Annotated in this window: 19 protein-coding genes; 6 read left to right on the plus strand and 13 right to left on the minus strand. The window is 41.8% G+C overall.

What is annotated here, in order from left to right; all coding sequences use genetic code 11:
- The first annotated feature begins 6 nt into the window (after positions 1-6).
- From V6Z54_RS05240 to V6Z54_RS05250, 3 genes are all read left to right on the plus strand, one after another.
- Complete coding sequence (locus V6Z54_RS05240) at positions 7-1,440, plus strand: MDR family MFS transporter (RefSeq protein WP_041089086.1); 1,434 nt, start codon at positions 7-9, stop codon at positions 1,438-1,440.
- 174 nt (positions 1,441-1,614) lie between these two features.
- Entirely contained in the window at positions 1,615-2,991 is a 1,377-nt protein-coding gene (locus tag V6Z54_RS05245; RefSeq protein WP_041089084.1) for an aspartate kinase, read from the plus strand.
- Positions 2,992-3,155: 164 nt separating this feature from the next.
- Positions 3,156-4,001 carry a GAF domain-containing protein gene (locus V6Z54_RS05250; protein WP_041089082.1) on the plus strand — a complete coding sequence of 282 codons (846 nt, stop codon included), beginning with the start codon at positions 3,156-3,158 and terminating at the stop codon, positions 3,999-4,001.
- Between the two features lie 38 nt (positions 4,002-4,039).
- On the opposite strand, the gene V6Z54_RS05255 is transcribed toward V6Z54_RS05250, so the two are convergent.
- The 10 genes from V6Z54_RS05255 to V6Z54_RS05300 form a co-directional block, all read right to left on the minus strand.
- Entirely contained in the window at positions 4,040-5,467 is a 1,428-nt protein-coding gene (locus V6Z54_RS05255) for a HAMP domain-containing sensor histidine kinase (protein ID WP_269103815.1), read from the minus strand.
- Entirely contained in the window at positions 5,457-6,149 is a 693-nt protein-coding gene (locus V6Z54_RS05260) for a response regulator transcription factor (protein WP_041089078.1), read from the minus strand. The genes V6Z54_RS05255 and V6Z54_RS05260 overlap by 11 nt, the downstream gene beginning before the upstream one ends.
- A 568-nt stretch (positions 6,150-6,717) precedes the next feature.
- Positions 6,718-8,052, minus strand: coding sequence for an MmgE/PrpD family protein (locus V6Z54_RS05265; protein WP_338527784.1), 1,335 nt, complete (start codon positions 8,050-8,052; stop codon positions 6,718-6,720).
- Positions 8,043-9,200, minus strand: a complete 1,158-nt coding sequence (locus tag V6Z54_RS05270; RefSeq protein ID WP_305960818.1) for an amidohydrolase — start codon at positions 9,198-9,200, stop codon at positions 8,043-8,045. The genes V6Z54_RS05265 and V6Z54_RS05270 overlap by 10 nt, the downstream gene beginning before the upstream one ends.
- 33 nt (positions 9,201-9,233) lie before the next feature.
- The gene (locus V6Z54_RS05275) at positions 9,234-9,980 is read right to left on the minus strand and encodes an amino acid ABC transporter ATP-binding protein (protein ID WP_039176505.1); all 747 of its coding nucleotides are present in this window, start codon (positions 9,978-9,980) and stop codon (positions 9,234-9,236) included.
- Positions 9,981-9,992: 12 nt separating this feature from the next.
- Complete coding sequence (locus tag V6Z54_RS05280; RefSeq protein ID WP_041089072.1) at positions 9,993-10,667, minus strand: amino acid ABC transporter permease; 675 nt, start codon at positions 10,665-10,667, stop codon at positions 9,993-9,995.
- A gap of 24 nt (positions 10,668-10,691) precedes the next feature.
- Complete coding sequence (locus tag V6Z54_RS05285) at positions 10,692-11,486, minus strand: amino acid ABC transporter substrate-binding protein (protein ID WP_338527785.1); 795 nt, start codon at positions 11,484-11,486, stop codon at positions 10,692-10,694.
- Between the two features lie 21 nt (positions 11,487-11,507).
- A complete protein-coding gene (locus V6Z54_RS05290) occupies positions 11,508-12,011 on the minus strand; it encodes a GNAT family N-acetyltransferase (RefSeq protein WP_039176502.1) in 504 nt (167 codons plus the stop codon).
- A 16-nt stretch (positions 12,012-12,027) separates the two neighbouring features.
- Positions 12,028-13,353, minus strand: a complete 1,326-nt coding sequence (locus V6Z54_RS05295) for an LLM class flavin-dependent oxidoreductase (protein ID WP_218676949.1) — start codon at positions 13,351-13,353, stop codon at positions 12,028-12,030.
- Positions 13,354-13,551: 198 nt separating this feature from the next.
- On the minus strand, positions 13,552-15,339 hold the full coding sequence (locus V6Z54_RS05300; RefSeq protein WP_075610879.1) for a right-handed parallel beta-helix repeat-containing protein: 1,788 nt from the start codon (positions 15,337-15,339) through the stop codon (positions 13,552-13,554).
- 263 nt (positions 15,340-15,602) lie between these two features.
- Here V6Z54_RS05300 and V6Z54_RS05305 point away from each other — a divergent pair, with 263 nt between their 5' ends.
- Positions 15,603-17,096 (plus strand): peptide MFS transporter, encoded by a 1,494-nt coding sequence (locus V6Z54_RS05305; protein WP_024425520.1) that lies wholly within the window; start codon positions 15,603-15,605, stop codon positions 17,094-17,096.
- Positions 17,097-17,167: 71 nt separating this feature from the next.
- Here the strand turns inward: V6Z54_RS05305 and uxaC are convergent, their stop codons facing one another.
- The 3 genes from uxaC to V6Z54_RS05320 form a co-directional block, all read right to left on the minus strand.
- On the minus strand, positions 17,168-18,619 hold the full coding sequence (gene uxaC / locus V6Z54_RS05310) for a glucuronate isomerase (RefSeq protein WP_075610878.1): 1,452 nt from the start codon (positions 18,617-18,619) through the stop codon (positions 17,168-17,170).
- Positions 18,620-18,701: 82 nt separating this feature from the next.
- Positions 18,702-19,799: a Gfo/Idh/MocA family oxidoreductase gene (locus V6Z54_RS05315; protein ID WP_041089064.1), complete on the minus strand. Its 1,098-nt coding sequence runs from the start codon at positions 19,797-19,799 to the stop codon at positions 18,702-18,704.
- Positions 19,800-19,850: 51 nt separating this feature from the next.
- Positions 19,851-21,017, minus strand: coding sequence for a Gfo/Idh/MocA family oxidoreductase (locus V6Z54_RS05320; RefSeq protein WP_269103822.1), 1,167 nt, complete (start codon positions 21,015-21,017; stop codon positions 19,851-19,853).
- Positions 21,018-21,367: 350 nt separating this feature from the next.
- On the opposite strand from V6Z54_RS05320, the gene V6Z54_RS05325 reads away from it, so the two are divergent.
- A complete protein-coding gene (locus tag V6Z54_RS05325; protein WP_269103823.1) occupies positions 21,368-22,045 on the plus strand; it encodes a GntR family transcriptional regulator in 678 nt (225 codons plus the stop codon).
- A gap of 37 nt (positions 22,046-22,082) precedes the next feature.
- Complete coding sequence (gene uxuA, locus V6Z54_RS05330) at positions 22,083-23,150, plus strand: mannonate dehydratase (protein ID WP_039176484.1); 1,068 nt, start codon at positions 22,083-22,085, stop codon at positions 23,148-23,150.
- Positions 23,151-23,159 lie beyond the last annotated feature (9 nt).

The raw sequence follows: 23,159 nt of genomic DNA on the forward strand, positions 1-23,159 counted from the left end.
GATAACATGAACCAATCAACAACATCTTACAATCGATCTGTGATTGTTGGGATTTTTCTCGTTGGGGCATTCGTCGCGATATTAAACCAAACGCTTCTTATTCCAGCGATCCCACATATCATGGAGGACTTCAATATTGAGGTCAGCAAAGGACAGTGGCTTACAACAGCCTTTATGCTGACAAACGGGATTCTCATCCCGATTACGGCTTTCTTAATTGAGAAATTTTCGAGCCGTTCTTTAGTTTTAACGGCACTTAGCATCTTTACAGCCGGTACAATTCTTGCTTCATTTGCGACGAATTTCCCGGTGTTACTTGCAGCGCGTATCGTACAGGCAGCCGGTGCAGGGATTTTAATGCCGCTGATGCAAACGATCTTTTTAACCATTTTCCCAAAAGAAAAACGCGGGCAGGCGATGGGCATGGTCGGACTTGTCATTTCGTTCGCACCAGCGCTTGGACCAACACTAGGCGGCTGGATTGTTGATTCCTTCAGCTGGAAGGCCCTGTTCTATATTGTACTGCCAATCGGAATCATCGACCTTATTCTTGCTTTCTTCTTAATGAAAAATGTGACGCAGCAAAGAGAGACACGTATTGATGTGTTATCTGTCATCTTGTCGTCCTTCGGTTTCGGCGGGCTGCTTTACGGATTTTCTAGTGTCGGCACGTATGGATGGACGAGTGCGACTGTCCTCATTTCACTTATTGTCGGCGCCGTGAGCTTGTTCTTCTTTATCCTGCGCCAGTCGAACTTAACAAGACCGATGCTTGAGTTTGGTGTATTTAAATTTGCGATCTTTAGCTTAACAACCTTCCTTGGAATGCTTGTCTTTGCTTTATTGATTGGTACAGAGACAATTCTGCCGCTTTATACGCAGAATGTCAGAGGGCTGTCTGCACTTGATACAGGGCTAATCTTATTGCCAGGTGCTCTCTTTATGGGACTCCTGTCACCAATTATCGGACGGATTTTTGATAAAGTCGGCGGAAGAGGGCTCGCATTAGGCGGATTTACAATCCTCACCGTTACCACCCTGCCATTTATGCTGCTCACCCTTGATTCATCGATCGCTCTCATTACGGTCGCCTATACGCTTCGCTTAATCGGGGTTGGGATGATCATGATGCCGCTGACAACGGCAGGTATTAACGCATTACCGCCTCATTTGATCCCGCATGGGACAGCGATGAATAACACGATGAGACAAATAGGCGGTTCCATTGGAACGGCTGTGCTTGTTTCCATCATGAGCAGCTCTGCTGCAAATGCAGAATTGGCCAATCCATTAAAATCAGCCGTTCATGGAATGAATACGTCATTTTTCATTTCTGGTCTGATTGCGGTCATTGGACTCATTCTCTCCTTTTTTCTAAAGGCAAAACGTGATAACAAAGTGATGAAGCAGGAGATATCTTCCTCCTCCTCTTCTTCATAAGAAAAAGAGCTCGGCATATGGCCGGCTCTTTTTTTATATCATCATACAGCACCGTCCTCTCTGTAAATACATTTGTATTTCTAGAAAAGAAAAACCTTGATAATTTAAGGAAAAGAGTTGATAATAGGAACTATTGAATTTGTGAGAAAATTTTTACTATAGGAGATGTATGCATTGAAGGTCGTTAAATTTGGTGGCAGTTCACTTGCATCTGGCAAGCAGCTGCAAAAGGTATTTGACATTGTAACAGCAGATCCAGCTCGAAAAGCAGTCGTTGTTTCCGCACCAGGAAAACGGCATTCAACGGATACGAAGGTCACCGATCTATTAATTAGCTGCGGTGAACAATATTTACGTTTAGGTGAAGCACATGATTTAAAGGAAGCCGTCATCGAGAGGTATGCCTCAATAGCGGATGAACTCGGATTAGGTCAAGACATTATCGATACCATCAGGGAAGATCTAGACACATTATTACAGGCTGATTCATCCCGCCCTGAGTGCTATCTTGATGCCATTAAAGCAAGCGGTGAAGACAATAACGCCAAGCTCATTGCTGCATATTTCCGCCACCAGGGTGTTGAAGCTCATTATGTGAATCCAAAGGAAGCTGGTTTGTTTGTGAGCGATGAGCCTGGCCAAGCGCAAGTCCTGCCGGAGTCATATGATCATTTGTACAAATTAAGAGAGCGCTCTGGCATTATTATATTCCCTGGCTTTTTTGGCTTTAGTCTAGCGGGAGACATCGTTACCTTTTCGCGAAGCGGCTCCGATATTACCGGTTCCATTTTGGCGAACGGTCTAAAGGCAGATGTGTATGAAAACTTTACAGATGTGGATGCTGTCTATGCTGTCAATCCAACGATCGTTCATGAACCGAAAGAGATTACAGAGCTGACATACCGGGAAATGCGCGAGCTGTCTTATGCTGGTTTTTCTGTGTTCCATGATGAAGCCCTCATTCCAGCCTTCCGTGCAGGCATTCCAGTTCAGATTAAAAACACCAATAACCCGTCGGCAAAGGGTACAAAAATCGTGAATCAGCGGGATCATACAAATGGACCGGTTGTTGGAATCGCCTCAGACAATGGATTTTGCAGTATTTACATTAGCAAATATTTAATGAACAGAGAGGTCGGTTTTGGACGTAAGGTGCTGCAAACATTAGAGGAATATGGGCTTACGTATGAGCATGTTCCTTCTGGCATTGACGATATGACCATTATTTTACGGCAGGATCAGCTAGAGGAGCAGCATATTGAAGAGGAGCTGCTAGACCGATTGAAGCTCGTGCTTGATGCAGATGAGGTCGTTTTAGAGCGGAATCTCTCGCTTATTATGGTCGTAGGAGAAGCGATGCGTCATAATGTTGGCACAACAGCAAGAGCGGCAAAGGCGCTGTCAAAAGCGAAGGTCAATATCGAAATGATCAATCAAGGTTCTTCAGAGGTCAGCATGATGTTTGGCGTCAAAGCGGCTCAAGAAAAAGAAGCTGTGCGAGCCTTATATGAGGAATTTTTCTCTATGTCTACTGTTCCTGTCTCCCTTTAATCAGCAGGCTGCCAGATCTTAAGATCCGGCAGTCTTTTTTCCTCTCGCCGATTCGAGTTCTTTGCGCATTAAAGTGTATCTATTTCTCGTTTGATTTTGTATGATAGAGACAAATCAACTAACCGTTCCGGCCTATGCTCGGAGCTACAAGGAGTCCTAAAACAATGCCTCGTCAACAACTATTAAAACAGTTTCGCAATTTTCATGATGCTTCTACTAGTATTTTAAACATGATGAGTCAATTCATTGATGTGAATACACTGTTTATTGCTAAAAATGATCAAAACACCAATCAAATTGTAAAGGTGCTAAATCATGACGAGCAGCTTCTTGAAGAAGGAGAAGAACTTCCTTACGAAAAGACATTTTGCAAGCTTGCGGTCGATCATCGGAATACACTTGTGATCCCTGACATTTCGAAAGATGACCGTTTTAAATACTTAGAGGTCACGAAAAATCTCCAAGGCGGCTCGTTCATTGGAGTTCCCATTGATTTCACAGATGGGACGAACTACGGAACGATTTGCGGACTTGATTTGAGGCCAAAGCAGTTCACAGAAGAGCATGTATATATGTTTGAAACGATGGCTTCTTTATTAAGCTACGTTCTCGAGCTAGACCGTGCCAACAGGCAGATTCAGCAATTGTCTGTACCGATCGTACCAGTTGTTGACGGGGTAGCTGTGCTTCCTCTGCTTGGTGATATCGAAGAGACACGTGCTCAGCATATTTTGGAAACCATTTTACAGGAAAGCTACAGGCTGTCGCTCTCTCATTTGGTTATTGATGTATCGGGAACAAAAAGCCTGAATGAACAGAGCATTCAATATTTGGTCAGCTACGCACAAACGCTGAGACTTTTAGGAATTTCGGCAGTTTTAACAGGCATTAAACAAGACCTTGCTTTAAGTGCGATTCAATCTAATATATCGTTTAAAGACATCACCATCCGGAAAGATTTACCGCAGGCACTTGCTCATATTGGATTGACGTTTACAAAAAATGAATAAGTGGTGATTCACCAAAAAGGGCTAAAATGAACTTCATTTTAGCCCTTTTGTTCTGGAAACGGCAGTCGAATGGTAAATGTTGTTCCATTGTTTTTTTCACTTTTCATATCAATATGCCCTTCATGCAGGTCCACAAGCTGCTTCACGATGGACAAGCCCAATCCGTATTCTCCATACGGTGTATTCGTTCTTGAGATATCTGCTTTATAAAAACGTTCCCATATGTGTTTGACTTCGTCTGGCGCAATGCCAATGCCTGTGTCTTCCACTTCAATGATCGTCTCTTGATTTTCTTGTTTTCCTCTTAAGTAAATACGGCCGCCTTCTGTGAATTGAATCGCGTTCTTTGTGATATTGACAAGCATTTGAATGAGCCTGTCATAATCTGCATAAACCTTTAGCTTGGGATCAACGTCCACGATCAACTGATTGTTTTTCTCTTCGGCGATTCGGCTCAGCTGCTCTTTCATCACTTCAAATGTGTCAATGAGTGGATAGTGAAATTTCTGAAGGGTAATTTGATTCGATCTAATTTTCTCATAATCCATATTTTCATTGACGAGGCGCAGCATACGTTTTGTCTCGTCAGTGATTAAGGCATAGCATTTCTCTTTCTCTTCTGCTGACACATCCGCGGTGTTCAGCCATTCCACCAGTCCTCGAATGGTGGTCAGCGGTGTTTTCAATTCGTGAGACACATCTGCGATGAATTGGCGTCTGCGCTTTTCGAGCCGGTCAATTTCCTCTCTTGATTGCTGAAGACGCTTGGCCATCATATTAAAATCCTCACCAAGTGTGCCAATTTCATCAAGGTGTTTGTTTTCAAGCTTGATGTTGTAATCACCTTGCGCAATCTTTTCAGTCGCCTCTCTCAACTTTTTGATGCGGTTCACATGAAATTTAGACAAGAACAGGCTGAGAATAAAGGTGATCGTCAGTGCCACAAATACGATGATATACAGATAACGATTCATTTGGGCGATGAGCTGTTCAGCGCCTTGAATCGGGGCAATAAGGACGACTCCGCCCTTTAGCTTACCATCCTCCATGACAGGGAGTGCCACAAGTGATGCCTCTTGATCAAGACGGCGTGAATCACTTCGCTTGACAATGATTTGCTCTCCTTTTGAGAGTTTTGCCCATAAATCCTTTGTCAATAATACTTCATGCGGCGGCATCTCTTGCTGCTGAGAGAGAATATCTCCTTTTTCATCAAACACGAAAAAACGAATTTGCCTCGTCGAAAGAATATCTTCAAATGGACGCAGACGAAAGGTCATCTCGCTTTTAGGGAGTCGTTTATAATCTTGCAAGATTTCATTCCCATAGGAGCTCATTTCATTCACTCTGTTTTGATAGGCAATATCTTTTACAAAATGAGATAAAAGGGTGCTGATAATGACAATGGCGATGAGCAATAACCCAAGGTGGCTGATCAGCAGCTGATAAAAATATTTAATCTTCATCGAACTTATACCCTACGCCCCATACTGTATACAAAAAGGGCTTAGGCCCGTCCCCAATTTTTTGACGCAGCCGTTTAATATGAACATCTACCGTTCGTTCATCTCCATAAAATTGGTATCCCCAAATATGCTCAAGCAATTGTTCTCGTGAAAATACTTGCCGAGGATGCTGAATAAAAAAGCACAGCAGATCGTATTCCTTCGGTGTGAGGTTCTCTATTCGCTCTCCATCCAGGAAAACTTCCCTTGTTTTCTTATCCAACTGAAAATGTGCTGTCTCCAGCCGTTCACCCTCTTTCACCTTTTCTTGAGTCGTTGTATGAGCAAAGCGTCGTTTCACCGCTCTAATTCTTGCCATCAAGGTTAGTGGGCTAAAGGGCTTGGTCACATAATCATCTGCCCCAAGATCAAAACCAAGCACCTGATCAGATTCGGTTTCCTTTGCTGTCAGCATGATAATCGGAACATCACTGATCTGGCGCACCTTTTGACAAATGGTCAGACCATCCATTGAAGGAAGCATGACATCTAAGATGAGCAGATCCCAATCCTCCTCTTGCTGAAAGCGATTCAGTCCTTCTAATCCATCATGAACGAATTCAGCTTGAAATCCCTCTCGTTGAAAAAACATATCCGTCATTGTACAAACACTCTGATTATCTTCAATCATTAATATTTTCATCATCAGCCTCCGCTGCTGCCATTGTTTTTCTTTATGTAGCTTTATTTTACATCTTCCCTCTCAAATCTCAATTGGATTCCTCTGTTTTCATGAACTTATCATCGTTTGGTCATCTTTTATTCATACTTTTTGAAAGAACTAATACTGCGGTGAATCACCTGAGTTTTTTTATGATGGAATTGCAGAAGATGGTCAAGATGTTAGTTGAGTTATGATTCAACATTACTTTACAACATATCAAGATGAGGACAGTGTCATTTATGGTTCTTTAACTCATGAGGAAGTCTCATATATTTATATAAAGAACTTCCTGACAGTTTATGATAGATCTATTTAAAAAGCTCATCTCTATTGATGAGCTTTCAGATTGTTGACAAAGGGCTAAAATGATCTTTATTTTAGCCCTTTGTCTTCCTTTCAGCGTGATAGAAAACCTTTGCATTCTAGGAAGGGCGAGTACCGGAGCGGAGCGAATTTGACATTCGTGAGCACCGGAGCGCAGAACTGACACCGAATGCGAGGGTTTGTCTACACGCTGAAAGCTCATCTCTATCGATGAGCTTTTTTATCATGCAAGCAACTTCAAATACGCAGCGTCGTTTCCCTCTTCAACCGCCTGTAAAATCTGCTGTGCTTGTGATGCGCTTGTGACGCTGCTTAACTTTTGTATGATATCTTCTTTCGATAACGCACAGCCTGGTGCTCCCTGAGGTACATCAACTCGTTTGCTGATGGTGGTGCCGTCAGATAAGGTGAGCTTCACAATCGTAAAGCGTCCTTTTGGAACAGCATCGGGATGGGGCTCTATCGTTTGATCATATCCTCTGCTCACCCGCTTCATCCATATCCGCATGTCTGATGGAATGCTTTTTTTCGTAAAGGCATCCAGCGTAAGCGTCTGTCCAAACACTGAAAGTGCGATGACGTATTCGACACTGAATCGTCCTTCTTCCCCGGTTAAAGGTGTCCGCTCAATAAGCGCTGCATCTCCGCCTGGCGGGAATATGACATCGACCTGTTTTACCTGCTCCGGCAAGAAAGACCGCTCTTTCATTAAAGATTGGATCGCATCTGCCGCATGGTGGGCTGCTGAGCAGAATGGATATACTTTGAACCACAGCCCAGGTGAAACGATACGCCATGTAGAACCATAGCCTTCTAGCAAACGGCTTTCCGCACGCTCCTGATCTCCATAGAGTGAAAAGAAACCAAGTGCGCCATCAAGAACCGAGTCATTCCCGCCAAAACCTGAACAAGCTAAATCCATAGACCAAACGGCTGTTTTAGCAGCTAAGCCGGCTTGTAATGGTTTCATATCAGAGCCAAATTGCTTTCGCATTCCGGCTGATTGCGCTCCGGCAAAGCCGATTGCTTTCATCAGTTCTTCTCGTGTGACCTGCTTCAAATAGCCAATCGCACACACTGCCGCAATGGCACCGAGTGTTCCCGTATTATGCCACCCCCGCTCATAATGTGCTTTGCCGATGGATTCGCCAAGTCTTGCCATCACTTCAACGCCTGTAATGTAGGCTGCTAAAAACCGCTCGCCATACCCTTTGCCGTCTGTCAGCTGTGATAGCAGCGCCGGAATGATGACCGCACTTGGATGTCCTCTCACATCTGAGTGCACATCATCATAATCAAGGGCATGGATGAGGTAGCCGTTCAGCATTGCTGCGGATTGGCGGCTCACCTCCCTCCCTTTTCCCATGACAGGAATCTGAGCGGCTCCGCCTTCCTTTTCAACAAGCGCCATCAGCTTCTGAATCCCTTCATCCTCTTTTGCAGCAAGCGCTGCCGCCGCAGCGTCTAATAGACCGTTTCGAGCCATTTGAACGGCTCGTTGATCTTGCAGCGGATCAGCAGATAGCACTGCCTCTGCGAGCTGTTTCGTTAGTTCCATGATCTTGACTCCAACGCCCGAACCGCAAGCTCAGCAAAGAAGGCAGCAGCAACCGGAAGTGCGTCTTCATTTAAAGTAAACGCAGGGTGATGCCACTCCTTCGTACCACTGGTCCCCATCCATACAAAAAAGCCTGGAATGCGTTCTTGATAAAGGGCAAAATCTTCTCCGCCCGGTGACTGCTCTGCCTGCACGACATGTAAGTTAAGCGAGCCAGCCGTTTCTTCTACTATCTTTGTCAGACGCTCATCATTCATGACAGAAGGCAAATACGGATGCCATCTCACTTCAGCCTCTGCTCCAAATCCCTCTGCAATCCCGCTAACGATTTGTTTCATAAGCTCTGGAATCATCGCTCTTACTTCAGGCTCAAACGTCCGCACCGTTCCTTCCATCTCGACACGGTCGGGTATGACATTCCATGATGTACCGCCCTGAATGCGTGTGATGCTGACTACCGCATGATGCAAGGAGCTGATGCGGCGGCTGACGATTTGCTGAAGGGCACTTGTGATCTGCCCGCTGATGGCAATGGGGTCCACTGTGTGATTTGGAATTCCGGCATGACCTCCCGTTCCTTTAATATCGATTTCAAACCGATCCACACTCGCCATCAATGCTTTTTCTCTAATGCCAATCGTGCCAACTGGCAGGTCAGGTTTGTTGTGCATACCAAAAATCGCATCGACTCCATCTAAAACGCCTGCTTCTATGACGTGCTTCGCTCCTTGAGCAACTTCCTCAGCCGGCTGGAACAAAATACGGACCGTTCCTTTGATTTCGTGTTTCCGCTCCTTTAATAAAAGTGCCGCTCCAAAAATAGAAGCTGTATGGAAATCATGACCGCATGCATGCATTTTGCCCGGTACCTTTGAAGAAAATGGTTCGCCAGATGCTTCTTCAATCGGAAGTGCGTCAATATCGGCTCTCAGAGCAATCGCCGGTCCTTCTTGTTCTCCTTTGATTTCACAGACAACGCCTGTTTGCAGGGCTGGGAAATCAAGTACAGTGATCCCTTCCTCTTCTAACCAGCGGCGCAGTTTCTTTGTCGTTTCATATTCTTCAAACGCCAGCTCTGGATGCTCATGAAGCGCTCGGCGAATGTTGATTAAACGTTTGTTTAAAGCTTCATTTCCTATTGATTTCACTATCAATCACCCCTCTAAAGAATAAAAAGCAGCTTATGCTTCTTCAGCCGCTGCTTCTTTTTGGATAAATCGTTTCGTCCGTTCATTCTTCGTTTCATCAAATAACTCAGTTGGCGTCCCCTGCTCAATAATATGACCATCTGCCATGAAAATCACATGGTCTGCCACTTCTCTTGCAAACGCCATTTCATGTGTAACGATGATCATCGTTGTTTCTTGAATCGCAATGGATTTAATGACTTGAAGCACACCTGAGACAAGCTCTGGATCAAGCGCTGACGTTGGTTCATCCAGCAAAATCGCATGTGGATCAACCGCTAACGCGCGGGCAATCCCAATCCGCTGCTGCTGCCCGCCAGATAATGTGACTGGATAGCTGTCAGCCTTTTGCTCTAGCCCTACCTGCTTCAGCAGTTTCATACCGATTTCATTCGCCTGCTGCTTTGTCATTTTTTTCGTCACAAGCAATGATTCTGTAATGTTTTGCAGTGCTGTCTTGTTTTTAAATAAATTATAGTTTTGAAACACCATAGCCGTTTGTTGACGCAGGTGATGGGCTTCTTTACGTGAATATTTAGACGCATCGAGCTTCGCATCGCCAATTTCAATCGTGCCTTCATCTGGTGTTTCTAATAAATTTAAGCAGCGCAGCAAGGTGGATTTACCGGAGCCAGAAGGTCCGATAATGGCCACAACCTGCCCTTTTTGCACGTCGAGATTGATTCCGTCTAAGACGACAAGGTCGCCGAATGATTTCTTCAAATTGGTGAGCTTGATCATGTCCACACCTCCTTAATTCCGGTAAGGTTTGCTGATTTTTCGTTCAAACAGGTCTTGCAGGAAGCTATAAATAATCGTCAGCACCCAATACACAATCCCTACGGCTAAATAGGTTTCAAAGTATTTATAGTTCGCCGATGCAATCATCTTCCCTTGTGCAAACATTTCTGCCACGCCAATCGTAAAGGCAAGAGATGTTTCTTTTAAAAGACCAATAAAGGTATTCCCCGTCGCTGGAATCGCATTTCTGATGGCCTGCGGGAAAATAATTCTGACGTAAGACTGCCATCTTGTCATGCCGACAGATAAGCATGCCTCAAGCTGCCCTTCATCCACTGAGTTCAGAGCCGCTCTGAAAATTTCTGCTAAGTATGCTGAGTTTTTAATACTTAATCCGATAATGACCGCTGTTAAAGCATCCATTGAGGTCATCGCAGGGAATAGCTGCGGGAGACCAAAATAAATGAGAAAGAGCTGAACCAAGGTTGGAACCGCTCTGAAGAAAGAAATATACAGCTTGGCAAATTGGTATAAAACAGGTATCCGGTTTTTCGTAATAAGAGCGAATACCACACCAATGATAATGGCAAATACCATGGAGACAATCGCCATGAAGATCGTTATCGGCAAGTATTGAAGCAGTGTCGGAAAAACCGTCACCATATACTGCCAATCAATTTTGTTCATGTCTGCTCTTCACCGCCGCTGCTGTTATTTTTTAATTGGCACTGTGACATCGTCTTTGAAATATTTCTCAGACAATTTCTTAAGTGTCCCGTCTTCTCTTAATTCTTTGATGGCTTTGTTAAATTCTTCTCTTAGTTTGTCATGCTTTTTATCTTTCGCAAATGGGTAGCCTACTTCTTCATACACAATTGGGTTGCCTACGATTTTCAGAGGCAGACCTGTTTTTTTAATTTGAGCAAGTAATACACTGCGTCCATTGACATAAGCATCTACGCGGCCATTTGCCACTTCATTTAATACGCCGTCTTGCGTTTCATATGTTTTAATCTTGATTTTCTTATCTGGGTCTTTGCTCTCTAAGTTTTTAGCATGGTTAGAGCCAAGAACCGCCGCCACTGTTTTTCCTTTTAAATCATCAAGACCTTTGATGTCGTTGTTGTCTTTTTTCACGATGATTTGTGTTCCTGCGTATGCGTACGTATCAGTAAAGTTAAATGTTTGTTTACGCTCGTCTGTAATGGCAACTTGGTTTGACACCGTATCGAGCTTACCAGATGTCAGCTGTCCCATTAGTCCGCTGAATTCACTCAGCTGCCAGTCTAGTTTGTAGCCAAGCTTTTTCGCAATGGCTTCTGTTACTTCAACATCGAATCCGACAAGCTTGCCATTGTCTTTATAAGCAAATGGATAGCTTTGTCCAGTAGCGCCTACTTTTAATACTTTTTCGTCTTTGCCTTCACTTTGATTGTTACCGCCGCAAGCTGCTAAAACTGCCAGCATTGCTGCAAAAAGAACGACTAGCCACTTTTTGTGTTTCATGTTCGAAACCCTTCTTTCGTCTTATGGTTGTGTGATATCTGATCTTAATTGTTTTTTTAAATAAACCGTGATATGACCTTTGCCTAAATCCTTTTCTCCTGCTCTGACATAGCCTTTGCGCTCATACATTTCTACGAGCCACGGGTGCTTATCAGCTGTACCGAGTGACACGTACGGTACCTTTAGTGTATCCCTTAGCACTTCGGTTTCAACCCATTCCAGCAAGGCAGAGCCTGTCCCTTTTTTGGCGGCTGGTTCTGAGGCAAACCACCAGATGTGAGGGACGCCGAACGGTCCTGGCTGCTCTCCCCAAGGCATACGGAGTGATAAGGTGGATAGAAGCTCTCCGTTCTCTTCCATCACATAGCAAAGATTCTTTTGTACATTATTCTGAACGAGAGCGAAATCGGCATGTGCTGCTTGGAACTGAATGCCGAGCTCACGAATTGGCTCATAGGCTCTTGTTGTTAGTTCAAGCAGCGCCTCTATATCTGCCTCTGTTGCCAGACGAAACGTGTATCCCAACGTTAGTCACCTCACCTTATGTCGTGTAGCGATTTTTTGGCTCTGTTAGTCCGAGATTTTCTCGTAAGGTTTGTCCTGTGTAATCGGTTTTGAATAAGCCTCGTTCCTGAAGGATTGGGACGACGCGGTCTACAAACACATCCAGCCCTTCTGGCAAGAGCGGCGGCATCACATTAAAGCCGTCTGCTGCTTCTTCAACCAGCCATGTTTCCATGACATCTGCCAGCTGCTCCGGCGTTCCAATGAAAATATTATGACCGCGTGAGCCGGCAACTGATTGATAGAGCTGGCGAATGGTCAGGTTATCCTTTCTCGCCATATTCATCACGAGATCAAAACGGCTTTTTACCGCATTTGACGTGCTCGGGTCAATCTCTGGAAGCGGTCCGTCTAACGGATACTGAGACAGATCAATCCCGCCTAAGTAATTTTGCAGAATGCTCAGTCCAATCTCAGGAACAATCAGCTCCTGTAATTCTTCATATTTCGCTCGGGCTTCTTCCTCTGTCTCAGCAATGATCGGGAAGATACCCGGCATGATGCTGACGTCCTCTCTAGCACGGCCAGCAGCCTCTACTTTCCCCTTCAAGCTTTGATAAAATTCCTTCGCTTTTTCGAGATCGTTTTGTGCAGTGAAAATGAGCTCTGCTGTTTTTGCTGCAAGCTTTTGACCATCTTCGGAAGATCCTGCTTGAATGATCACGGGCTGCCCTTGCGGCGTGCGTGATACGTTGAGAGGCCCCCTGACTGAGAAGAACTCACCTTTATGCTGGAGCTCATGAAGCTTACTAGATTCGAAGAATTCTCCTGTTTCCTTGTTTCTGACAAGGGCGTCTTCCTCCCAAGAATCCCAGAGACCTTTGACGACTTCGACGAACTCCTCTGCCCGCTCATAACGTTTATGGTGTGCTAAATGCTCTTCTCCGCTAAAATTTTTCGCTGTTTCTTCAATAGAAGATGTGACCACATTCCATGCCGCTCTTCCGCCTGATAAATGATCAAGGGAGGCAAACTGTCTTGCAATATGGAAAGGCTCACTGTATGTAGTGGATGCTGTTGCTGCTAAACCAATGGTTGAAGTAGACTCAGCAATCGATGAAAGCAGCGTAAGCGGTTCAAATCTCGTTAATACGTTCGGATGAGAGGTTTGATTAATGGATAAACTGTCAGCTAAAAAGAGCAAATCCAGCTTTCCTTCCTCTGCCTTTTTCGCTAATTGTTTAAAATAATCTAGGTTCATGGCTGCGTCTGGTACTGCATTCGGATGTCTCCAAGAGGCAACGTGATGTCCAGTTCCTGCGATGAATACGCCTAGCTTGAGCTCCCTTTTCGGCTGTGACACTTGTTCTTCATCCTTTCTATATCCTACATGTATCAAACTGAAGTCCTTAGAAGATACATTTTTCTGATTGAATTAATCGGTTTTATTAATAAAAAAAGGGCAAATGTTGCGAAAAATGAAAAATAATTATTACTATATGCCCTTTTTACAGGATTGTCAACCGCCTTCTGAACCTCCAAAATAAGGGATTTCAAACGCTCATGACGGTGTATCAATCTCAATATTTCCGATGAGCCGGTCTGTGGTATGTGTCAACAATTGACTGCGTTCCAGCATGTTGTGAGCGATGACAGAATGAGTGGAATTTGCGGTGCGGACGGCAATCGCTTTTTGAGGAGATAGATTGATGATGTTATTGCGTAGCACACGAGCTGACGAAGCCTGGTCAATAAAGATCGCTGTCGGCTGTCCGATCGATCGATTCAAATAGAAGCGGTTATCTCCAATTTGTGGTGAACCATTTTTAATATACATCACCACATATAAGGATGTTTCTTCAAAGGAATTGTCTTTAATTTCTAATGCCCCTGTCGTGCTGCTGTATACAGCGTAGTTTTGATAGTTTTTAAAGCGATTCTGCCAGATGAAAGCCTTTGCATTTCCGGTGACACTGATCGTATAGGAAGAATCTAGCTCCGGGTGTCCTTCTTGAATAAAGTGGTTGCCGTTGATCCCCGCTTCCCCTTCCTGCACCCAGATTCCTCTGCTGAATTCTTTGAATTGATTGTGCTGGATGAGGATATTCGTTCCTCTCACCACGGCCGCATCGATAACAGAATAGACCGTATTGTTTGAAAAGACGACACTATCCGATTGATAGATACGCAGCGAGGCGCTCCTTTTTCCGGTATTCGTTCCTGATTCAATATGGTTTCCTTCTATTAGAATACGATTCGCCATATAAACGGACACAGCCGCATCTTCAAAAAGACTAATTTTATTACCCGTAATGTGTACGCTGTCTCCCCTCACGTCAATCCCTTTTTCAAACCCCTCAATCATATTGCCAATAATAATCACATTGTTTTCCGTTTGACCAAGTGAGACACCTAAGCTCGTAATCCCTGCTTTTGTAACACCTCCTCCTACTGCACGAATCAAATTGTTGGCAATGATCGTTTCGGTGGAGAAGCCGTAGGAGATACTGCTATCTGTATGATTGCCTTCAATGATCACACCATAACCGTTAAAGTTATAGATGGAGCTCGCAGCACCTCCTCTGACGATGTTGTTTCGAATCTGAATATTCAGCGGTTCTTCCATATTAACGGCATTTTCTCCATAGCCTTCAATATCAATGCCCATTCTTGGCTCGACCCCATTTACTCCTGCTCTTTCCAAGAGACAGTCCTCCACAATGACCCCATCACAGCCTGTAATCGAAATATTGTTGCGTCTCGAATCTGTGATGGTGCAGCCAGAAATATCAATAGATGCAGCAGGCGAGTATGGTTCACCCTCTGTCAGTAAACCATGGGGACTGACAATAATGCCGTCTCCCGTACAATTTTTTATGTGGACATGATTCACCTCGACATGGGAGGCACCTTCAATGCACACCCCAAAGCCCCATTCATGGGTTTTTCGTTCAGAGGGGAGCGGCTTGTATACATGCTCATGACGATCCCCTTCAATACGTCCGCCTCGGATGGTCACATTCTGAACCTTTCCTATATAAAAGGCTGCATACCCCCATGAATCATTTGGTTTTACCTTTATCACAGCGTCTGACGCCATCTCAATGCATATATGACTTGGCACCCGTATACCTGCACCTCGGAAAGGAAAAAATGAATCACCTCTATACACCGCATCTATTAAATATGTGCCGCTCGGCAGCCAGACATGGGAATACCCTTGTGCTTTTGTCCATTCTAAACATTCATTGAGCTTGGCTGTGCAATCCGTTTTCCCGTCAGCAATCACGCCAAAATCTAGTACATTGACAACAGGTTTTTTTAGATCAGCTTCATTCAATTCCCCCAACCTAAATCACTCCTTTTCACACATGTTCTCTCGTCATCCTATGCATGTGTTAAAGGTTTGCTTGTACATTACTTCAAATTTTAAATAAATTCTTCCGGAATAACTTTCCGATAATTTTCACTTCAATGAATTTTCCATCTTTTTGAGTCTTTAAGCCTATTGAACTAACATTTTCCTGTTTTAGAATAGTTTTATATTGACACAAGAACTATACAAGAATATCATTTTTCTCATATCTCTTTTTTTAAGAAAGGATCTATGCCATGTCTACAATTGACCATGATAAAATTGTTAAAAGTGTTCCTCAAAAAGGGTTTTTTGGACATCCAAAAGGACTTTACACACTGTTTTTCACTGAATTTTGGGAGCGTTTCTCCTATTATGGCATGCGCGCACTGCTTATTTATTATATGTACACAGAGGTGACAAAAGGCGGTCTAGGCTTTGACCAGACGACAGCCAATTCGATCATGTCTGTCTACGGTGCGCTTGTCTATATGTCAGGAGTTATTGGCGGATGGCTCGCCGACCGGGTATTTGGTTCGTCCAGTACGGTGTTTTATGGCGGAGTTTTCATTATGCTTGGCCACGTGATTTTGGCTTTGCCAAGCGGAGCAACAGCGCTCTTTATTAGTATGGGACTGATTATTATTGGGACAGGTCTTCTTAAGCCAAACGTTTCAAACATTGTTGGTGACCTGTATACAAAAACAGATCCACGTAGGGACTCTGGATTTAGTATTTTCTACATGGGGATCAACATGGGTGGCTTTATCTCCCCATTAATTGTCGGAACACTCGGTCAAAAAGTGAATTTCCACCTCGGGTTCTCACTCGCTGCCGTTGGGATGCTTGTTGGACTCATTACATTTGTAGTCACAAAAAAACCGAACCTTGGTCTTGCCGGCACTTATGTGACAAATCCATTATCAGCTGCCGAACGTAAGAACTTCAAAATTTACGGATCATTGGTTGTGATTTTGCTCGCAGTTTTTGCTGTCATTGGCATTCAAACAGGCGCGCTCACAATTAATCTATTCACTTGGTTTGTCAGTGCCCTTGGTGTACTCATTCCGATTGTTTATTTCATTGTCATGTATTTCAGTAAAAAGACGAGTGCAGTGGAGCAATCCAGGGTTCTCGCTTATATTCCATTGTTCCTTGCTGCCGTGATGTTCTGGGCGATTCAAGAACAAGGCTCAAACATTTTAGCGACATATGCAGATCAACGAACAAACTTGAATTTCCTTGGGATGACACTAGCGTCTTCATGGTTCCAATCATTGAACCCAATCTTTATTGTGCTGCTGTCTCCAGTCTTTGCTTGGTTATGGGTCAGACTTGGGAAGAAACAGCCGTCTACCCCGATTAAATTCTCACTCGGCCTTCTGTTTGCAGGGTTATCCTTCATCATCATGATCATTCCTGCATACATGTCCGGTCCGAACACACTTGTGAGCCCATTATGGCTCGTTCTGAGCTTCTTCCTCGTCGTGATCGGAGAGCTCTGCCTATCACCAGTTGGACTGTCAGCGACAACAAAGCTCGCACCTGCTGCCTTCTCAGCGCAAACGATGAGCCTTTGGTTCCTTTCAAATGCGATGGCACAGGCGATCAATGCGCAAGTAGTCAAACTGTTTGATAAAGTGCCAGAAACCGTCTATTTCGGTATCATCGGATTGCTGGCCATCGTTTTATGCGTTGTGATGCTATTACTGACACCAGTGATTAAGAAAGCGATGAAAGGCGTTCATTAATAAAAAACTGGACATGAGTACATCATGTCCAGTTTTTCACTTTATTGATAATCATCCTTCATATAGAAATTTTATATCTTACTGCATGATTCATTCGTTTTCATTGGTACTGTCTCATTTATTTCAATATTAAAATAATTCACGGCATTGTGATAACAAATATCTTTGACTATTTTCCCTATAAATTCGTAATCCCTTGGAAGCTCCCCATTTTCTATCCAAGTCCCAAATAAATTGCATAAAATTCTTCTGAAATATTCATGACGAGGGAACGATAAAAAGCTCCTTGAGTCTGTAAGCATACCTACGAAAGTGCTAAGCAAACCTATATTAGATAATGTTTTCATTTGATCTAGCATGCCGTCTTTTTGATCATTAAACCACCACCCGGATCCAAATTGAATTTTTGCTCTGGCATCAGAAGATTGAAAATTCCCTATAGTAGAGGCCACAATCGCATTATGAACGGGATTTAAATTATAGATAATGGTTTTAGGTAAAAGGTTATCTTTGTCCAATTCATTCAAAAAACCATTTAAATGTCTTGCTAGGTGGAAGTCAGACATAGAGTCGTACCCACTATCTTTTCCCGTTAACTTGAACATTCGTGTGTTATTATTCCTTAAAGCACCTATGTGTAATTGCATGGTCCAATGAAGAGAATGATATTTTTTACTCAGGTGAAGAAGAGTGTTTGTTTTAAATTTATTTATATCCTCTTGGGATAGTGTTTTTCCTTGCAGCGCACGTACAAATATAGAAGACACTTCTTGTTCAGTAGCTGGTGAAAAAGGAAATATTTCAAAACCATGATCAGAAATTCTGCATCCATTCGCGTGAAAATAATCAATTCGTGAATGTAATGAAGCGATAAAGTTTTCATATGTTAAAACAACGCCGTTGATTGACTCACCTAATTTTTCTATATAATTCACAAAATTTGATTGTTCAATATTTAAAGCTTGATCCGGTCTAAATGTAGGTAGGACCCTAGTAGTAATTCCTACATCTTTACGTATGATTTGATGAATTTCTAAAGTATCGATTGGATCATCAGTCGTACATACAACTTTTACATTAAATTTTTCTAAAATTCCATTTGTGGACATGTTACTTTCATTTAATCTCTCATTACAGATATCCCAAACTTTATGTGCATTTTTTTCTGAGAACAACTCATTTATATTGAAATAACGACTTAATTCTAAATGTGACCAATGATAAAGAGGGTTTCCTATTGTATATGGAACCGTTTGGGCCCAAGCTAAGAATTTTTCCTTGTCACTTGCATTCCCCGTGATCAATCTTTCTTCTACACCTAACCACCGCATAGCCCTCCATTTATAGTGGTCTCCATTCAGCCAAATATCAGTCATATTTTCATATTTTTTGTTAGCAGCAATGTCATCAGCCATTAAATGCGTATGAAAGTCATAGATTGGCATATTTTTCGCGTAATCATGATAAAGAACTTTTGAACTTTCGTGATTAAGCATCATATCTTCGCTTAGGAATGTAGACAATATAGTCACCTCTATACTTATGTTTAGAAAATCTCAATTAAATGAAATAAGGTGTTATTAACAAAAATAACACCTCACTTTTTTAAATCTTACTTAATTCAAACTCCGTATTTACATAGATTGCGTCTCGTTGTGCAATTAAACATAGTTCTGCGGCTTTAAAAGTATGCTCTTGAGTCATAGCATTTTCAGTATCGTTTAAACAATCTAAAATAAGTTCACCAAAGTAAGGGAATCCTACTTCTCCATTTAGAGAAAAATGTTGCTCTGTCTGTTGATTTACTAAGTATAAATGGTCTCCTATTTTATCCCTTGCTATGTCTACGTATTTACGAATTTCAATATACCCGTCTGTTCCAAGAATGAATGTGCGCCCATCCCCCCAAGTGCTAAGGCCATCAGGAGTCAGCCAGTCTACTCTAAAGTAGTTTGTAGCTCCATTATCCGCAATTAAAGTAGCATCGCCGAAGTCTTCCAATTCTGGATACTGATGATGTTTGTAATTGCCCACTTTACTATGTACAACTTTTGCATCTTTTGCGCCAGAATAGTAAAGGAATTGTTCAATTTGGTGACTACCAATATCACATAGAATACCTCCATAATACTCCTTTTCAAAAAACCAGCTTGGTCTGCTTTCTACATTACTACGATGTGGGCCAGTTCCAAGAACTTGTACCACTTTTCCAATGGCTCCTTGTTCAATCAATTGACCAGCAAATACGGCACTTTCCACGTGCAAACGTTCACTATAATAAACAGCCCATTTAAGCCCCGTTTCAGCTGTTTTTTTACGAGCAAGCTCCAATTGTTCCAACGTTGTAAAAGGTGATTTATCCGTAAAGTAATGCTTACCATGATCTAAAACACGCAGCCCTAAATCACAGCGTTTAGATGTAATGGCTGCGCCTGCCACGAGCCTTACATCTGGATCTTCGAGAATTTCTTTCTCACTTTTGGCTGCCTGTACCTCCGGATAAGCCTTACAAAATTCTTGTACTTTTTTCTGATCATGATCATACACCCATTTTAATGTAGCCCCAGCCTCAGTTAATCCATTGCACATTGCATAGATGTGTCCATGATCAAGACCTATAGCTGCCATTACGAATTGTCCTTCTGTAACGACAGGGGCACTTTTTCCCTTAGGAGCATAATTCATTCCATCACTTTTCTGCATGATTGTTCCTCCTCTAGCTAGCTTCCAGTTTATAATTTAATAACGTTAGACTCATAGTTTCTCGTAATTTCCTCCAACGGTTATCGTATCGTCTGAAAAATTTTCTACACTGCTTTGTTTTTCATAAAAATGCTTAACGTTCGCGAGCATGCCTTCACGTGTGTAAAAAGGATCGTCTGCTAAAAGAGGAAGCTTCACATGAACACCTAGGTTTGCAGATTTATAGATGGCTGTAATAAGTTCTAGTGTATTTCTTCCTTCTGTTCCATCAATTAAAAGCTTCTGGTTACCCTTGATAGCCATTAAAAAATTATTTATTTGTCCTTTATGCCCTTCAAATAGCAATTCCGGATACTGATTAAAAGCTTCCTGAATACGATTTTCTAAATCCTCATCATTTTTCTCTTGAGGAAACCCATTTTCTTTAGCTATTTGAGCATTTACTTTCCACGGGACAGATACTCTAGCTTTTTCACCTTGAAAAATCAATTGTTGTTCTTCTCCATGATGAACAACAGAACTGGTTACTTGTGCTAAGCTGCCATTTCCATAGCGAAGTACCGCAATAGAAAGGTCTTCAACCTCTGCATTATCATGCAAGGTATTACTAGTTGCTGCAAAAATGTCAGTCGGCAATCCTAACATCCATTGCAACATATCAATATGATGGACAGCATGATTAAGTGTACAACCTCCACCTTCTTTTTCCCATGTACCGCGCCACCATAAATCATAGTAACTATGACCACGCCACCAAAAAGAATCAACTTGAGTATGAGCGATTTTTCCAATGAGGTTTTGATCAAGGACATGTTTTAATCTCATAATGGGCGTCATAAACCTGTTTTGAGCAACAACGGATAAAAGCTTTTGGCTTTCAATAGATGCTTTTATCATTTCGTCACATTCTTTTAGAGAAGAAGCCATAGGTTTTTCTACTAAGACATGTTTGCCTGCTTTAAGAAAATCGACGGCAATGGTTGCGTGCATATAAGGAGGTGTACAAATGGAAACGGCATCAATCGTAGGATCATTCAATAACTCTTGGTAGTTAGCGACAACTCGTGCTTCTAAGTTATATTTTGTTGCTGCAGACATTGCTTTTTCAGGATAAATATCAGCTAAAGCTACAATTTTACTGATTTCAGGCATTGCAAGATAAGCCTCGATATGGGCAGTTGCAATAGATCCAGTTCCTATAATTGCGATGTTGGTCATATCAATCTTTCCCTTCTGCAAGAAGATAAATTTTCACTTCTAATAATGAGATAGCGCTTTCAAAAAACTGAATGATTCACCTAACTGATAGATCAGAGTACCGTTCGTTCTATTAATATTCTAGTTATACTAGTATGGTAGATCAAAAACATTATAACTCAATCTTTTTGAATTTTGTATAGTTTTTTGAATTTTCTTTTTAATATCCCTCACTTTTATGATTGATCATGGTTTAGATTCATCAAGAGTTATATAAATGCTCACAGGATAAATATTCAGAAAAATTAAATTAGTGTCTACCATTCTAATGCACTTGTATGGTAGTATGTTAGAGAAAGGAGATTAAAATAATGAATATTGATTTTAAAAACCAAAACCTCTCTACGAGGGAACAAGTTTACAATATGCTAAAAGATCAAATATTAAGCCTGAAGCTTCCACCTGGGACAAATATTTCTGAAAAAGAAATATCCATTCAATTTAATGTTAGTCGAACTCCTGTAAGAGAAAGCTTTTTAAAATTATCTCAAGAAGGATTATTAAGTATCTACCCTCAACGAGGTACATTTGTTTCTTTAATTGATTTGAACCTTGTGGAGGAAGCACGGTTTATGCGAGAACATCTCGAGAAGGCAGTGATTAGACTAGCCTGTCAGGAATTTTCTGAAGAGTTGATTAATGATTTAGATATGAATTTAAGTATGCAAAAAATTTGCGTTAAGAAAAAAGATTATAAAAAAATGTTTGAATTAGATGAGGAGTTTCATAGAACTATTTTCAAACGGTGTAAAAAAGAAAAAACATGGTTAGTTATTCAACAGATGAATGTACACTTTAATAGGAGTCGCATGTTAAGGCTAGTAACAGATTATAATTGGGATAATATTTTTTCTCAACATGTAAATATCTTCAAAGCTATACAAGATCAAGATGCTGATAAAGCTGAAACAATCATGGAAGAGCATTTGAAAATTGCACTTGTTGATAAAGAATTATTGAAGAAAGAATATCCAAATTATTTTAAATAAAAATAGGTTGTTACTTATATTTTAGGGGTGATGGTAGATGAGGATGACATTTAGATGGTTTGGCGAAGGAAACGACACAATCACACTGGAACAAATAAAGCAGATTCCAGGAGTGGAAGGAATTGTTTGGGCACTGCATGATGTGCCCGCAGGAGAAGAGTGGCCACTAGAAAGAATTGTAGAAATGAAAAAATTAGCTGATAAACATAACCTTCATATTGAAGTGGTTGAAAGCGTGAATGTTCATGAAGACATTAAGCTCGGACTTCCAACTAGAGATCGATACATAGAAAATTATAAGAAAACAATTCAGAAGCTAGCAAAGGTCGGTGTTAAAGTCATATGTTATAACTTTATGCCTGTATTTGATTGGATCCGTACAGACTTAAATAAAACACTTCCTGATGGCTCTACAGCTCTATTTTATGAACATAGTCGAATTAAAGATATTGATCCGAAAGACTTAGTAAATAAAATTAGTGAGAACTCCAGTTTAACCATGCCAGGCTGGGAACCAGAGCGGTTAAATCACCTCCACCACCTTTTTGAAGCCTACAGAAATGTAACAGACGATGATTTATGGGACAACTTGAAATATTTTTTAGATCAGGTTATTCCAATTGCAGAACTTCATGATATTAAAATGGCTATTCATCCTGACGATCCACCTTGGCCTGTCTTTGGTCTACCGCGAATAGTAACTAACCAAAAAAACATCAGAAAAATTTTACAACTAAATAATAGCCCACATCATTGTATAACGCTCTGTACAGGATCTTTAGGAGCAAACTTAGAAAATGATTTAGTTTCTATGATTCACGAATTTATTGATAGAATCCCATTTACTCATATAAGAAATGTACGTGTATATGATAACGGGGACTTTGTTGAAACATCGCATCGATCAAAAGATGGATCAGTAGATGTTTCAGCTATTATACACGCTTATTATGAAAGCGGATTCAAAGGTTATTGTAGACCCGATCATGGAAGACACATATGGGATGAACAATGCAGGCCTGGATATGGTCTTTATGATAGAGCACTTGGAATTATGTATTTGTGGGGAGCTTGGGATGCTTTACAAAATAAACATTCTGTATGAAAAGAAGCA

It is taken from the genome of Bacillus sp. MAG717A, from assembly GCF_036884855.1.
Lineage (GTDB): Bacteria > Bacillota > Bacilli > Bacillales > Bacillaceae > Bacillus > Bacillus safensis.

Coding starts and splice junctions, on each gene's coding strand:
- V6Z54_RS05285 (WP_338527785.1), bottom strand. CDS start 11,486: ATGAAACACAAAAAGTGGCTAGTCGTTCTTTTTGCAGCAATGCTGGCA.
- V6Z54_RS05320 (WP_269103822.1), bottom strand. CDS start 21,017: ATGACCAACATCGCAATTATAGGAACTGGATCTATTGCAACTGCCCAT.
- V6Z54_RS05275 (WP_039176505.1), bottom strand. CDS start 9,980: ATGATCAAGCTCACCAATTTGAAGAAATCATTCGGCGACCTTGTCGTC.
- V6Z54_RS05325 (WP_269103823.1), top strand. CDS start 21,368: ATGAATATTGATTTTAAAAACCAAAACCTCTCTACGAGGGAACAAGTT.
- V6Z54_RS05255 (WP_269103815.1), bottom strand. CDS start 5,467: ATGAAGATTAAATATTTTTATCAGCTGCTGATCAGCCACCTTGGGTTA.
- V6Z54_RS05250 (WP_041089082.1), top strand. CDS start 3,156: ATGCCTCGTCAACAACTATTAAAACAGTTTCGCAATTTTCATGATGCT.
- uxuA (WP_039176484.1), top strand. CDS start 22,083: ATGAGGATGACATTTAGATGGTTTGGCGAAGGAAACGACACAATCACA.
- V6Z54_RS05265 (WP_338527784.1), bottom strand. CDS start 8,052: ATGGAACTAACGAAACAGCTCGCAGAGGCAGTGCTATCTGCTGATCCG.
- V6Z54_RS05240 (WP_041089086.1), top strand. CDS start 7: ATGAACCAATCAACAACATCTTACAATCGATCTGTGATTGTTGGGATT.
- V6Z54_RS05260 (WP_041089078.1), bottom strand. CDS start 6,149: ATGAAAATATTAATGATTGAAGATAATCAGAGTGTTTGTACAATGACG.
- V6Z54_RS05280 (WP_041089072.1), bottom strand. CDS start 10,667: ATGAACAAAATTGATTGGCAGTATATGGTGACGGTTTTTCCGACACTG.
- V6Z54_RS05305 (WP_024425520.1), top strand. CDS start 15,603: ATGTCTACAATTGACCATGATAAAATTGTTAAAAGTGTTCCTCAAAAA.
- V6Z54_RS05315 (WP_041089064.1), bottom strand. CDS start 19,799: ATGCAGAAAAGTGATGGAATGAATTATGCTCCTAAGGGAAAAAGTGCC.